Raw genomic sequence first — 14172 nt, 5'->3', positions numbered from 1 at the left:
TGTGTACCAATGAGCGCTTGTCCTGTTTATCCATTGGCAACACATCTCCCGTCGTTGAATCGCGCTCTGGCTTGTGAAGGCGCCCTAGCAGTGGGTGAAAGTCGCAGTTCCGCGTGATCATGGTGAAGTTGGGTACAACCTCACCGGTTTGCGGATCTGTCCACTCAGACCATAAGCCCGCAAGCATCCACGGAAGGCCATCAGCGCGCCTGAGATGCCACCATATGCACTTGCCTGTCTCCCTAGTTTGGTCAGCATACCAAGCGGCAGGGATCAGGCAGCGTTGGCCTTTGCGCCAGGCCTGAGAGTACGTTGGCTTTTGATCGATGCTCTCGATACGCGCGTTGTTCGTTGATAGCGGCTTGGGTGCGGGCGTCTTCTTGCCAGGTGCAGGTTTCGGCTTGGTGTACCCGATGCGCTCCGGTTGGCCTGGCCGAATCAATCCCGACTGACCCATTCGCAATCGAAGGCTATCGGCGCTAGGCGCTACAAAAGGCGCCAGACCAAACGGGCCAATGGGCTTGATTGGTCACTCCCCACTAGGGCCGTAGCCCAGCACTATGTCGCGCTGCTTCATATAATGCTCGAACTCGTCAGCGGAAGGGATGGTGTACAGGTTGCACATGCTTGAAGCCTACAAGGCGGAGTTCACCTCGCAGCGTATAGTGTGTCGCTAACAGCTTGTCCAATAGCCTGGGAGGGTGACGTGATCGTCAAGCATGCTTTGCCATGGCAACAGCCCTTTGGGCCTTGTAACCGCGCCAGGTTAGGCGACACTTTCGCCCCTTTGCCCACCCGTTATTGGTACCTCTTTTCGCCTAAATGGCGTTAGGCTTTCACCCAAGCATAAGCTGCAGCAGCCAAAACAATCCTACTTCTCGGAGGCCATGTATGTGGAAAGAAAAGCTCATCCTTAAAGAGGGCGAGGACCTCAAGCATGAAAGTTCCAAGACAAGTGGCTTTATGCAAGAGGAAGACATCAACACGTATTCAATCATCCGAGCAGATGGAACCAAAACCGGATCTGTGAAAGTGGTAGATCACACCGCCGTCAAAGGTTTCAAAAGAACTATCTGGGTCGTACAAACCGACAGCGGAGGCAAAGAAGTGGTGAATGTTAGTTTTAGACCGGCATAACAAAGCTGCAACGGCCTATACGCCGTAGTCGCAAGCAACTCAAGCAAGGATCGTGGTCATGCAATCGTCAAACGTCTGCGCTCGTTTTCAGACTAAGGCCGTTCAACCTACTTTACCTACGCGCACAAGCCTAACTGTTCGTTCAACGCGGACGCCAGCGCTGGCCATGGCTTCGCCATCTTCATGGCGAGTGTCGGTACCCTCCGCCTTCGGTTCTGGCGCCGCTTACCTTGGGCGTTAGGCCAATCCAGCCAGCACCACAAACACGAGCAGAGTGCATGATCACATACTTGGATGTCCTGGATACCGCAGTAAAGATCGGCCTGGGGGCAGCAATTACGGCAGCCGCAGGGCATTTTGCAACAAAAACAAAGAATGAGCTGGATCAAAAGCTGGAGCGAGAAAAGTACTTTCGCTCCCTCGTTGAACGTCTTTCAATTGGCTTTGAAGACTGCGCTAGCAGTATCATAAGACTACTAGTTAATCTTCAGCAGGTTGAAAATGCTGAAACTGTACCGTCGCCTGAAAAGCTAAGCCAAATACACCAACTGTGTATTGAAGCTTATGAACAATCCAATACAGTAGACGCCATCGCCAATCTAGTTGGCACTGCAGAATTGCAGCGCGCACTTGGAGAGTACAACGAGCACATATCAGAGTTGCTGGAGCTTGCCATCGCATACCCAAAAAACAAAGAGAATATTCCTCAGGCAATTTCAAAAATTAATACAGGAAGAGACGCAACGCGAGCCCTAATACGCCAACTTTTCAATCAAATTCATGAATGAGGCCGGCTTCGTTGCAGCCTGCAATTGTATATTGCAACCGCTCAGCCCAACTGGTCACTCAATGGGACCCCATGCTACGCATGGTCGCCCATTAATTTAGGCGTTAGGCAATGCAATGAGCACTCGATCCAAATTGCCCTCACTTAAATTGTCTGCTCGAGCGGCAGCAAGGGGGCTACTGCTTCACACACAAAGCGGCAACGTGCCAAACTCCCCTGGGAGCTCACGAATTTTTAGATGGGTGCTGGCTGTTTCGCTACTTGCCAACCTAGTCTTGGTAGTTTGGCTATGGGCGGCCTCAAATGAACCAGACACACCGACAGACCGACCCAAGTACACGCAACAAGAAATAGAAAAGGCGGTCAACATTATCCCAGGAATGGGAAAAGACGCAGTCGCTGCCCTGCTCGGCAAGCCGATAGTAAGAGAATTCTCCAACACCGATGAGGAGTGGCACTACTGCAAGACAGGGAAGGTTGTAGACGAATATATTGCAGTTTCATTTAAAGATGACAAGGCAATTTCGCTTCAGCACTATACGGTCAGCAACCTTGACATTACGGTTCATTACGGGGAACAAGTAAAGGCGGGCGTCGTTGGCGCAGGAGGATGGGGGGATTGTCGATTGGGCGTCCGGTGGGGGACGTATAACCTGAAGACGCCTGACTCACCAGACTTGCAAAATTTCCAAAAGCGAAAAGCAAATGACGCTGCGAGTACGCCCCGATAGAGGGGGCAACATAAGGAACAAGTTCAGCAATCAAGCGCTACATCGAAGCGAATAACCTACTTCGCTTCCGACGCTTCCGACGCGCTGGGTGCGGACGATGGCGTCGCAACTGAAGGAGTTGAGGCGCTTGCTTCTTTGGGCCTAACTTCGTAATTTAATGCGTCACTGATTACTTGCACCGGATCTTTCTTGTTCATTGAAATTACAAGTATCAACCCGGCCGTCACGATGATGGAGGCGAAGTTGGCAACAATATTCTCACCAACGGCACGCCAAAATGACTTTCCCGCCTTCAATTCCTCTGTGAGTCGCGATGAGTATTGATCCTCAAGGCGATCTTTGACCGTCTTCAGGATGTTCTCAGAGAAGATTTCTAAGAGTACTTCTGCGTCGGACCGGTAGGACTCAATGCTTGTCTTCAGTTTTGCGCCTGTGATGAAGGCGCAGACTTCCGTGCCTGTAGGTTCACGGCCTTCAGTTTGGCGGTAGTGCTCAACGAAATGCAGTTTATCTCTCTTGTAAAGAGAGTATGCAACCAAGCCAATCAAGTCCTCGTCGTCTTGGACGAGGCTTTGATACGTATTGTGGGCACTGGTTGAGTTAGGCGGTTGGGTGCTGCTCACTTCTGATTGAAGGTGCGCAATGCCTGTCGCCCAGCTTCAGCTAAATTCTTACGCCTGGTGCTGAAGTCCAAGAATGTGTCAGCGATCGTCACGTTCATGGGGTCAGTAGATGTCGCCGCTTGTTGGCCAGCACCCAGCTTGTGACCCATTGCCTGCTCAACCATCAGATTTGAGTTCGCCAAGCGGACGTTCTCAACGGAAATGAGCCGCTTCGCAGTCTTCTCGCGCATGAAGAACCACCTCCACATTTTGCACACTCCGTAGCCAGACAAATACACCTTCAGATCTTCGTCACGGAAGAGTCGGGCGCTCAGTCAAAGAAGCACGGAATGGGGGCTTTGTTTTGCCCAAATTGCACATTGTGTGAACGAATATACAGATTGAACCCATGGCGTGCAAGGATCGTCGCACTTTTCCCACCGTGAACATGGGGGTACGTGGACAACATTCAACTCGACGGGGTATCGTGAAGGAGATTCTGTGTGCAAGGTGTAAGTTATTGATTTTAAATGTAGTTTCGCCTTTTTGGTCCGGGTCTGCTTGCCGTATTTCTACTCTAGGTTGTAATGTTCTGCAATGACCTCACAATTGAGTCAAAGACTCGCTTGGCGATCTGATCCATTGGGTGTTTCTGACATACGACTGTTCTGACCATAACGCACGGCACCTCAACGATGAATGACTACCTCTCCGCCAATGCACAAGCCCCAAGTGATCACTCGCTTGGGGCTTTTTGGTTTTCAGTCGACGGAGGCGAACAAGGCTTCTCGCAGGGCCATGGCTGCCGGGCTGTCTGGCGCTGACCGGCTGGACGAGGTCACCATGACAAAACGCCAGATGGCGTCATGCCGACGTTGCAGGTTGACGCGGATCTTTCGGGTTTTGTCGTCGGCCATGGTGCCCAGCACCACCAACGCAGGTTCGCCATGGATGGTGTCGACCTCGCTGCTGGCGTAGAGGTGCATGTCGGGGTTGACGACCCTGATCCACACACTGGCGTAATCGTCCACACTGAATCGTGCCTCGATGTTTTCCTTGGCGAAAACAGCCATCAGCCCTTCATCCGGATTGAGGAAGACGTCGTACGGCTGCTTGTCCTTGCTCTGGCCGCTTTGATGAGACCAGCCTGGCGGCAAGGCGGTTTCCTTCTGGGTGGCGGGGTTGACCCAGGTTCCGCCGTACTTGTAGAGGCGGCCGTCTTCTTCGACCTGGTGCTTGAAGTACAGATTCAGCCCCAGCAATGTGGTGATGGCCAGGCCGCTCACGGTGGCTTTCAGCCATCCGACATCGCGGGCCCGCACATCAACGCAGCCCTCATCGTAGCTGGCTGGCAGGCCCGCTTTGACCTTGCCATGTTGATAGGTCAGCGTGAACAGGTTGAGCAATGGCAGCCAGGCGCAGATGCCGTAGAGGTAGACCTTGGTCTGCCTTTTCAGGTATTGCATGGCTGTCAATGCCTCGCCAGAAGGCGAGGTGAGGGCGATGCCGAAAAGCCATTTGCCAGGCGTGGTGCCCATCAGTCTGAACAGGCCGGCTTCCAGCAGCATCACGACGGGGGCGAGCAACAGCGTCAACAGGTAGTTGGCGTGTGGGCGCTGTAGCCACATCGTTGCTTCCACCGAACTCAGGGCGGCCAGCACCCCAACGGCAAACCCCGTGGGATACATGAGCAGCCAGAAGTCCAGCAACCGCGCCAGGAATCGCCGCCATGGACGTCTGGTGGCGAGGTCGGGTGAGGCCGGTGCGGTCTCGACCGTGGTGGATGGCATCACCTCGGTGGGCTCGACTGAGGACATGTTTTCTCCCTTGCGTGCTGTCTTTCTGGTTTGCTGACAACTGTAACAGCGTCAAAACGACGGCTCCAAGGCAGGGTTCACAGATCTTTACGCCCTCACCACAGCCGCTTTACCCCTGTTCCTCATCATGACGTCATGGCCTTGAGCAACGAGGCCTCGCTCACAACGGAGAGATCGCCATGAACGAGATTCAGAGCCCCACATCTGCGACCGCCGGCCGCACATCGCACAAGCAACGCTGGGCCCTGGGTGCCTTGATTGCCACCACCACGGCCTCCGTGGTCCTGAGCATCAGCGCCTGGGCGGGTGGTGACGAGCCTGCTTCGCGCATGCCGCCTCATGGCATGGGCGTGATGGGCGCATGTGGTGCCGATATGGGCGGGATGCCGGGTGGGATGCCCTTTGGCGGCCGCCACCTGCAGCGCCTGCTGGACGATGCGAAGGTATCTGAGGTGCAGCGCACGCAGATCCAGCAGATCGTGGACAAGGCGCAGTCCGACCTGAAAGCGTTGTTTGACGAAGGCAAGGGCCTGCATGAGCAGGGCCTGAAACTGTGGGCCGCGCCCAGGATCGACGCGGCTGCGGCCGAAAAGCTGCGCCAGCAGATGCAGGCACACCATGACAAGGTCAGCAAGCGCATGCTGCAAGCCATGCTGGATGTGGGCAATGTGCTCACGCCCGAGCAGCGCACCGTTGTGGCCAGTCAGCTGGAAAAGCGCCATGAAGACATGATGAGGCACATGCAGGGCCATCGGCACGGCGGCCCTGGCAAGTCTGGCGGCGCATCCGAGCGACAACCCGAGGGGCAATGAGCATGGAGCGCGCGACAATGCCGGATATGAGCGAGCACATTCTGCTGATTGATGACGACCTGCGCCTGAGCGCCATGGTCGGTGATTACCTGCGCAGCCATGGCTACCAGGTGTCCAATGCGCCGACCCTGGCGGCGGGGCGTGACATGCTCGCGCGCCAGGCCTGTGACGCGCTGGTGCTGGATCTGATGCTGCCCGATGGCGATGGCCTGGACCTGTGCAAGGAGTTGCGTGCCGCACCCAAGACACGCAGCCTGCCCTTGCTCATGCTCAGCGCGAGGGGTGAGCCCACGGATCGCATCGTCGGCCTGGAAATCGGGGCGGACGATTACCTGCCCAAGCCTTTCGAGCCGCGCGAACTGCTGGCCCGTCTGCGTGCGCTCCTGCGTCGCACCGGGCCGGTGGCCGAAGACGATGACGTCTGGCGCTTCGGGCGTCTGGAAATCGATGCCGGCCTGCGCCAGGTGCGACTGGATGGCAAGGCATGCGACCTCACGTCCTACCAGTTCGATCTGCTGTCCGTGCTGGCACAGCACCCTGGTCGCGTGCTCAGCCGCGACCAGATCATGGACTCGCTCAAGGGCCACCCGCTGGAAGCCTTTGACCGCTCCATCGACGTGCACATCTCGCGCATCCGTGCGGCGATCGAGGACGACCCCAAGGAGCCGCGACGCATCCTGACCGTGCGTGGCGTGGGTTATGTCTTTGCCAAGAAACAGGACGCCGACATCGACACCCCATGAAGACACTGGCGCTGCGCATCTACCTGACCGTCGTGACGGTCCTGCTGGTCTTTGCCCTGGTGTCGGGCTGGCTGGCGCAGCACAACATGGAGCACGAGCGCAGCCAGGTGCAGTCCATGGCCGTCTGGCAGGAGCGTGCGGCGGCCTGGGGCGAGTTGCTGGAAAACAGCCTGCCGGCCGTGACAGAGCCCGAGAGCGAACAAGCTCGCGTGTTTCTGGACTGGGCCGATCGCCTGCGCTTGCCCATGGCGCTGGACACGCCCAAAGGTGGTCGCATCGCGACATCCCCCATCCTGGCCGAACGCCTGGAGCGCTGGCCCGAATTGCGTGATCGCATGCAGCAGGCGCGACTGTCCGACGGGCGCGTCCTGTGGATCATGCGGCCCGGCATAGGCGGTCGGCCGCGCACGGCGCCCGGATTCGTCGGGCCAGGCGGCCCTGGCGGTCCTGAGGGCTTGGTCGGCGGGGGGCCGCCTCCTGGCCCCCCTGGTCTGTCAGGTTCGAACATGGGGCCACACGAGCCGCCCATGCCGCCGCCTCGCCCGGAAATGCGGCCCTGGTTTGCCCCACTGGCCTGGATGCTGCCCAACTCGCAGGCCCATGGCGTGCCGGCGTTGATCCTGTCCCTGATCCTGCTGTTCGTGGCGGTGGCAGTGGGGGCCTGGCCGGTGGCCAATCGCCTGACACGACGCTTGCAGGCCTTGCGTACGGGCGTCGAGGCCTTCGGTGCGGGTGAACTGGCACACCGGGTTGCCGTCGAGGGCAAGGACGAGGTCGCCGCGCTGGCCGGCAGCTTCAATGAGGCCGCTCAGCGCATTGAAGATCTGGTCACGTCCAACCGCAATCTGCTGGCCAACGCCAGCCATGAACTGCGCTCGCCGCTGGCCCGGTTGAAGATGGCCGTGTCCATCATGGGGGACATGCCGCCGGATCGTGCCGCCCAGCTCAAGGAGGAGATCCATCAGGACATCCGCGAGTTGGATGCCCTGGTCGAAGAAGTGCTGCTGGCCAGTCGGCTGGACGCTCGTCCTCAGATCGAACGCGGTCCGGTTGATCTGCTGGGGCTGGTGACGGAAGAGGCCTTGCGGGTAGACGCAGAGGTGCTGGCCGACGATGGTGCGCAGCGTCAGTCACCCTACCAGGGTGATGACCGTCTGTTGCGACGTGCCGTGCGCAACCTGTTGGAGAACGCGCGCCGCTATGGCGGGCCACAGATCCAGCTGGAGCTGGCCTACGGCGCCAAGGACATCGAGATCCGTGTGTGTGATCGTGGGCCCGGCGTACCGGACGAGCAACGTGATCGCATCTTCGAGCCCTTCTACCGTCTGCCGGGCCATGCAGAGCATGCCGGTGGCGTGGGCCTGGGGCTGAGCCTGGTTCGCCAGATTGCCCAGCGGCATGGCGGTCAGGTGCGTTGCGAAGCCCGGGAGGGTGGGGGCAGCCGATTCATCATCACGCTGCCCGCCGCGGGTGGCCGTTGATGACCACCCTGGACGGCGCTCAGGCCTGGATGCTGGCGCGGCCGATGCTTTCGTAGCTCAGGCCGGCCTGCTTGACCAGTGCAGGCTCGTACAGATTGCGGCCGTCGAAGATGACCGCCGTCTTCAGGCTGGACTTGATCTTTTCGAAGTCAGGGCTGCGGAACTCCTTCCACTCCGTGACGATGATCAGTGCGTCGGCGCCTTGCAGCGCGGCGTTCGGGCTGTCTGCGTACTTCAGGCGGGGTTCGTCGCCGAAGATGCGTTTGGCCTCTGCCATCGCAACCGGGTCATAAGCCGTGACCGTGGCACCGCGCTCGAACAGCTCGGCCAGAACCACGCGGCTCGTTGCTTCGCGCATGTCATCCGTGTTGGGCTTGAAGGCCAGGCCCCAGACGGCAAAGTGCTTGCCCGTCAGGTCGGCGCCAAAACGCTTGACCACCTTGTTGACCAGCACGGTCTTCTGGCGCTCGTTGGCATCTTCAACCGCCTTGAGCACCAGCAGCTCCTGGTCTTCGCCATTGGCGGTCTTGATCAGGGCCTTCACGTCCTTGGGGAAGCAACTGCCACCGTAGCCGCAGCCGGCGTACAGGAAGTGCGTGCCGATGCGCTGGTCGGAACCAATCCCCAGGCGAACCTGCTCGATGTCCGCGCCCATCTTCTCGGCCAGCAGAGCCAGCTCGTTCATGAAGCTGATGCGGGTGGCCAGCATGGCGTTGGCGGCGTACTTGGTCAGCTCGGCGCTGCGCACGTCCATCACGATCAGGCGTTCGTGGTTGCGGTTGAAGGGGGCGTAGAGCGCGCGCATCAGCAAAATGGCCTGCTCGTCGTCGGCGCCCACTACGATGCGGTCGGGGCGCATGAAGTCGTCCACGGCCGCGCCTTCCTTGAGGAACTCGGGGTTCGAGACCACGGCGTACTGCACGTCGCTGCCACGCTTGGCCAGCTCGTCAGCCACGGCGGCACGCACCTTGTCGGCGGTGCCCACTGGCACGGTGGACTTGTCGACGATGACCTTGTAGTCGGTCATCAGGCGGCCGATGTTGCGGGCGGCGGCCAGCACGTATTGCAGGTCGGCAGAGCCGTCTTCATCGGGGGGCGTGCCCACGGCGATGAACTGGATCGTGCCGTGCGCCACGGCACGTGCAATGTCGGTCGTGAAAGACAGGCGGCCCGCCTTGACGTTGCGCTCGACCACCTTGTCCAGACCCGGCTCATGGATGGGTATGCCGCCTTCCTCCAGGATCCGGATCTTGTTGGGGTCCACGTCCAGGCAGAGCACGTCGTTGCCCATTTCGGCCAGACACGCACCCGTCACCAGGCCTACATAGCCGGTGCCAACAACTGAAACTTTCATGATGTGAGGCGGATTGTTGTGAAATCAGCCTGATTTTGACAGACGCAGACCGATTTCAGTCGCCGGAACTACGCCATGAAGCCTATATCTCGGTCAGCCGCCTCAAAATTACCTATATGGGGGGTGATGCCGGTGCCTGGTGAGGTGCCAATCAGATCACTTTCCGCCACACCCATCCATTTACCCAGGGTGTAGACAAGCTGGTCGACCGATATTTCGGGCAGCAACACGCCGCCTTTGAGCAACTGGTCGCTGAAATACTCGCCTTCACTGTCGAAGGCCATGAATTGAGGGAAGCGCCCGTAGACGTCGCCACCCTTCACGGCGCCGCCGATGACGAAGTGATGCCCGCCCCAGCCGTGGTCACAGCCATTGCCGTTGTTGACGAGCGCCCGTCCGAACTCGGATGCCGTGAACGTCGTGACCTGTGAGCGCATGTCACCGCCAGGCATCTGGGTCAGGCACTTCTGGAAGAAGTCGACTGCATGGTCCAGTCTGGCCATCAAGCTGCCGTGCTGGCTCAGCAGGTTGCTGTGCTGGTCGAAGCCGCCCATCGATACCATGAAGATCTGGCGGTTCGCACCGATGCCGCTGTTGTTGCGTGCCGAGAGCATGCGCGCCACGAGCTGGAGCTGCTGCGCCAGAGGGTTGAACTGGCTCGTGCCGTCATTGGGGTCGGTGTAGAACAGCAGGGGGTCGGTCTTGGCGGTACGCCCCGGTGTGCCCCAGGGCGCCAGGGCTGCGTCCGGCAGGTTCTGCTTGATGACGGACTCGCTGTCCAGGGCGCGATTGACCATGCGCTGGTAGTCGCCCGTAATCAGATCCGAGGTGTAGTTGGTCGACGCGGCCGAGCGAACGGCCTTGAAAACGGCATCGCTCCCGAACGCCTGGCCGTTGTTGCCGCCCATGATCTGGAAGCCCGAAGAACCGAGCATGTACGGCATGACGGTCTGACCATTGAGCCACACCGAGCTGGTGTCGATGCCGATGGCGCTGAAGGTCTTGTTGGCGTTCAGGCTGCTGAGGCGATCCATCATCATCCCGCCCCAGCCGTTCATGCCGCCTTCGGGGTCGAAAGACTGCCAGGTTGACGTCTGGTCATTGTGCGAAAACAGCTTGGCGGGCAGCGGGTAGGAGAGGTCCAGCAGATCGACCTTGGTGGTCGGCTGGATGAGCGGGCCGACATTGGCCACAATCGCCGCCTGAGAGCGGGTGTAGAGCGTCTGGATGCGCTTGAGTTGAGGGTGGAGGGCAAAGCTGCGGCCCGTGTTGAGCCCCTTGGCGTTGCGATGACCGATGTTGAGCAGGCTGGATTTGGCCAGCGCGATCGAGGTGACGTTGTCCGGCGGAGTGATGCCGGCGACCTGGGCCATGACGCTGGGGTCCCGCGAGGCACTGTAGCAACGCCAGGAGGTGTCATCGACGGGGATGACCGTGTTGTGGGCGTCGTTGCCGCCACTCAGGAAGATGCAGACCAGCGCCTTGTAATCGGAGCCACTGGATTGTGCTGCGGCGTTCTGAAGCGCCGAGAGGCTGCCCAGCCACGAGGTAGAGGCCCCCACGGCGGCCAGGGAAGATGTGCGTTGCAGAAACTGACGGCGGTTGATCGGCTTCATCTGCATCTCACTTGGTGGTCAGGAACTCGGGCGACACGGCCACCATGGCAATGGCGGTCCAGACACGTTTGTCCAGGGCGCTGTCTATGAGTGCGCTGTTGCCAGAAGTGCCATCAGGTTGTGGCACTGGCAGGGCGTTGAGGGTGGTGATGATGTTCTGACGCAGTCCATCGCTGATGGCGCCGCCCAGCAGGCGATCGGCCACATGCTGCGCGAGGGTGCCAGGGTCGTTTGCCATGGCGCGCTGTTCCGACAGTTGCAGCGTGATGTTGCGTCTGAGGATGGTTTCCAGTTGGCAAGAGGCGGCTGCGTCCTGCAATGCCTTGTTGGCGGCCACTTTCGGATCCAGGGACAGGATGTATTGCTGTACCTGCGGTGTGAACGCGCCGCAATGTCCGTCAGCGTCGGCGACGCTGGTCGGGCCGATGCCGTTGGACAGCAGATCCAGGACGGCGTTCACGTAACCGGTGACCGTGGTCTCGTTGACGATCTGCAGTTCGGGGGCGACCAGATGGGCCTTGCCGATCTGGCTTTGCGGCGGTGCGTAGCCTGGTCTGAAGAAGTTGAAGACCGATGGCGAGAACAGCGGTGTCTGCCCCCAGGACGTGGCATCGTTGGTGAAGCCGGCCGTCACGTAAGGCACCCGCGAGGACCCGGCGGCGTCCAGAGGGGATGACGACATCGACAGGGTCGGACTGCTGAAAGGGAAGGCACGCAGCAAGGCCGTGAGTCGCAGTACGGGTTCGCGCAACTTGCCTTCGTTTTGCGTGATCAGCGATACCTGTCCGCGTGCATCCTGGTCCAGCAGGATGGCCTTGATGACCTCTTTGAGGTTGCCGCCCGTGAGGATGAAACGATTGACCACCCGCGTCACGTACTCAGGCGAAGGGTTGCTGGTCACCAGCCGCTGGATCAATTGCCGGCTGATGAAAGGGGCCGTGTTGGGGTGAGAGGCCAGGCGATCCAGCGCCGCAGTCAGGCTGTTCTGGGGCGATGGCGTGTCCTGGGCAGGGATGGTGATGCCCAGGAACTTCTTCTCGGAGGTGGAGTGGTAGGCCGGATAGGCCACCATCGGCTGATATTGGCCTTCGGGGTCGCGGCACTCAGGCGCCCAGGAAATGCAGAGGCTGTCCGCCACACCGGCGTAGGCCGGGCCACGGTAGTCCCCCCAGCCGGTGAAGACCTTGGCCAGGCCTTTGATGTCCTCGTTGGTGTAGGTTTCGATCGGCTTGCCCTGCGCGTTGAGCTTGTACGAGCCATCGGTGTTCATCTCGTACAAGCCGATGGAGAAAAGCTGCATGATTTCCCGGGCGAAGTTCTCGTCCGGGTAGTGACCGATGGCGGGATCCTCCTTGGTGTTGCCCATGTAGGTCAGGTATTGACCCATGGCCGGGCTTTTGGCCACCGCTTCCAGCAAGTCCCGGTAGCTGCCGTCCAGCGCGGCATCCAGGGTGTCCATGTAACCCGCGACCTTGCCGGGAACGCGCCCGTTGAGCGTCTCCTCAGCCAGGGAAACAACGAAGATCTCGGAGAGCGCAAACGACAGCCGTGCGCGCAATTGGGCCTTGTCGGTCAAGGCACGTGTATAGAAGGCCTCCAGAACCTGGTCAGGTCGGGCTCGCGCTGATGTGTCGCCCGGGTTGTCGGCCTTGATTTCCGCGTCCCGTCGGGTCATGAAGTCGCGGTAGGTGAAGCTGGGTTTGAGCGCGAACTGCTCGTCGATCCAGGCTTCGTAACCGATTGCCATCACGCGGTTGATGTTGACCTCATCCGGGCCGAACGTGGCCTGAGCCAGAAACCGTGTGGCTTCTGCGCGATCCTTGGGTTTGTCTCCAGCCGTGTCCTGCAGGCAGCCTCCCATGGAGAATATCCATGCGCCGCACAGCATGCTCCATGCCCAGAGCCTGAAACCGTCCATGCTTGCCTCTACTTGTATCGAACTGTATTAATCGTAGAGCGGCGTCCGGTTTGGTCGGCAGGTGTTTGTTGCTTGTTGTAACAATGTGAGGGCTACTCCGCCCCCTAGGATGTGGGGGCGAAGGGCTGTCAGCAGGTGGCGATGCCCGGTGCTAACCCTTGAAGTAGGTTCGGTACCACGATGTGAAATGGCCGATGCCGGTGGCCAGATCTGTGTGGCCGCTTGAGCCCGTCCACGCCGTCAGTGCGTCCACGCTGGCGTAGGTGGCGGCCACGTCGCCGGGCGCCATGGGCTGCAGATCCAGCTTGGCCTTGCAGCCCAGTGCACTTTCGATGGTCTGGATGAAATCCATCAAGGCGACAGGCTCGCTGTTGCCGATGTTGAAGACCCGGTAGGGTGCCCAGGATGAGGCCGCAGAAGGGTCCTGGCGATCGTAGTCTGGCTGGGCCTGGGGTGGCTTGTCCAATGTGGCGATCACACCTTTGACGATGTCGTCGATGTAGGTGAAGTCGCGTTGCATCTTGCCGTGATTGAACACCTTGATCGGCTCGCCAGCCAGGATGGCGCGCGTGAACAGCATCGGTGCCATGTCCGGGCGGCCCCAGGGGCCGTACACGGTGAAGAAGCGCAAGCCGGTGGTAGGCAAACCGTACAAGTGGCTGTAGGTGTGCGCCATCAGTTCATTGGCCTTCTTGGTGGCCGCGTACAGGCTGACGGGGTGGTCCACGGCATCCTCCTCCGAGAAGGGCATGCGCACATTGCCACCGTAGACGCTGGAGCTGCTGGCATAGACCAGGTGGCCCGTCTTGTGGTGACGGCAGGCTTCCAGCATGTTCACGAAGCCGGCCAGGTTGGAGTGCACGTAGGCGTGCGGATTCTGCAACGAATAGCGCACACCGGCCTGAGCGGCCAGGTGCACCACACCGTCAAACTGTTCGCGGTCGAACAGGGCCTGCAAGGCGGCGTTGTCGGCAATGTCAAGCAACTCGAATCGGAAGGCCGCATCGGGGCATTGCGCCTGGATATGGGCTATCCGGTCTTTCTTCAGTTGCGGATCGTAGTAGTCATTGAGGTTGTCGATGCCGACCACCGTGTCGCCGCGCCGCAGCAGCGACAGTGTCACGTGCATGCCAATGAATCCGGCCGCGCCGGTAACCAGTACTTTGCTCATGGC

General features: G+C 59.8%; 13 protein-coding genes. 5 read left to right on the top strand and 8 right to left on the bottom strand.

Features of this window, described 5'->3' with window-relative positions; translation table 11 throughout:
- The coding region (locus VFW93_RS18920) for an SOS response-associated peptidase family protein (protein WP_414639617.1) at window positions 1–457 on the bottom strand (457 nt) is incomplete at its 3' end.
- A 434-nt stretch (window positions 458–891) separates the two neighbouring features.
- Between VFW93_RS18920 and VFW93_RS08005 the strand changes: the two genes are divergently transcribed.
- Complete coding sequence (locus tag VFW93_RS08005; protein WP_329693466.1) at window positions 892–1137, top strand: hypothetical protein; 246 nt, start codon at window positions 892–894, stop codon at window positions 1135–1137.
- 278 nt (window positions 1138–1415) lie between these two features.
- Window positions 1416–1925, top strand: coding sequence for a hypothetical protein (locus VFW93_RS08000; protein WP_329693465.1), 510 nt, complete (start codon window positions 1416–1418; stop codon window positions 1923–1925).
- A 786-nt stretch (window positions 1926–2711) separates the two neighbouring features.
- Here the strand turns inward: VFW93_RS08000 and VFW93_RS07995 are convergent.
- The 3 genes from VFW93_RS07995 to VFW93_RS07985 form a co-directional block, all read right to left on the bottom strand.
- The gene (locus tag VFW93_RS07995; RefSeq protein WP_329693464.1) at window positions 2712–3278 is read right to left on the bottom strand and encodes a hypothetical protein; all 567 of its coding nucleotides are present in this window, start codon (window positions 3276–3278) and stop codon (window positions 2712–2714) included.
- Complete coding sequence (locus VFW93_RS07990; RefSeq protein WP_329693463.1) at window positions 3275–3508, bottom strand: hypothetical protein; 234 nt, start codon at window positions 3506–3508, stop codon at window positions 3275–3277. The genes VFW93_RS07995 and VFW93_RS07990 overlap by 4 nt, the downstream gene beginning before the upstream one ends.
- 510 nt (window positions 3509–4018) lie before the next feature.
- Window positions 4019–5074, bottom strand: a complete 1056-nt coding sequence (locus VFW93_RS07985; protein WP_329693462.1) for an RDD family protein — start codon at window positions 5072–5074, stop codon at window positions 4019–4021.
- 179 nt (window positions 5075–5253) lie between these two features.
- Between VFW93_RS07985 and VFW93_RS07980 the strand changes: the two genes are divergently transcribed.
- The 3 genes from VFW93_RS07980 to VFW93_RS07970 are packed head-to-tail and all read left to right on the top strand — an operon-like array spanning window position 5254 to window position 8110.
- On the top strand, window positions 5254–5886 hold the full coding sequence (locus VFW93_RS07980) for a Spy/CpxP family protein refolding chaperone (RefSeq protein ID WP_329693461.1): 633 nt from the start codon (window positions 5254–5256) through the stop codon (window positions 5884–5886).
- 26 nt (window positions 5887–5912) lie between these two features.
- Window positions 5913–6629 carry a response regulator transcription factor gene (locus VFW93_RS07975; RefSeq protein WP_329693460.1) on the top strand — a complete coding sequence of 239 codons (717 nt, stop codon included), beginning with the start codon at window positions 5913–5915 and terminating at the stop codon, window positions 6627–6629.
- A complete protein-coding gene (locus VFW93_RS07970; protein WP_329693459.1) occupies window positions 6626–8110 on the top strand; it encodes a HAMP domain-containing sensor histidine kinase in 1485 nt (494 codons plus the stop codon). Before VFW93_RS07975 ends, VFW93_RS07970 begins: the two co-directional genes overlap by 4 nt.
- A gap of 19 nt (window positions 8111–8129) precedes the next feature.
- On the opposite strand, the gene VFW93_RS07965 is transcribed toward VFW93_RS07970, so the two are convergent.
- The 4 genes from VFW93_RS07965 to VFW93_RS07950 form a co-directional block, all read right to left on the bottom strand.
- Complete coding sequence (locus VFW93_RS07965; protein ID WP_329693458.1) at window positions 8130–9464, bottom strand: UDP-glucose/GDP-mannose dehydrogenase family protein; 1335 nt, start codon at window positions 9462–9464, stop codon at window positions 8130–8132.
- A 68-nt stretch (window positions 9465–9532) separates the two neighbouring features.
- Complete coding sequence (locus VFW93_RS07960; protein WP_329693457.1) at window positions 9533–11080, bottom strand: DUF1501 domain-containing protein; 1548 nt, start codon at window positions 11078–11080, stop codon at window positions 9533–9535.
- Window positions 11081–11087: 7 nt separating this feature from the next.
- On the bottom strand, window positions 11088–12941 hold the full coding sequence (locus VFW93_RS07955; RefSeq protein WP_329693456.1) for a DUF1800 domain-containing protein: 1854 nt from the start codon (window positions 12939–12941) through the stop codon (window positions 11088–11090).
- 208 nt (window positions 12942–13149) lie between these two features.
- Complete coding sequence (locus VFW93_RS07950) at window positions 13150–14169, bottom strand: NAD-dependent epimerase (protein ID WP_329693455.1); 1020 nt, start codon at window positions 14167–14169, stop codon at window positions 13150–13152.
- Window positions 14170–14172: the final 3 nt, after the last annotated feature.

It is taken from the genome of Aquabacterium sp. (genome assembly GCF_036279675.1).
GTDB lineage: Bacteria > Pseudomonadota > Gammaproteobacteria > Burkholderiales > Burkholderiaceae_C > Aquabacterium.
Note: the sequence above shows the minus strand (reverse complement) of the source record. Positions and strands in the feature narration are given on the sequence as shown.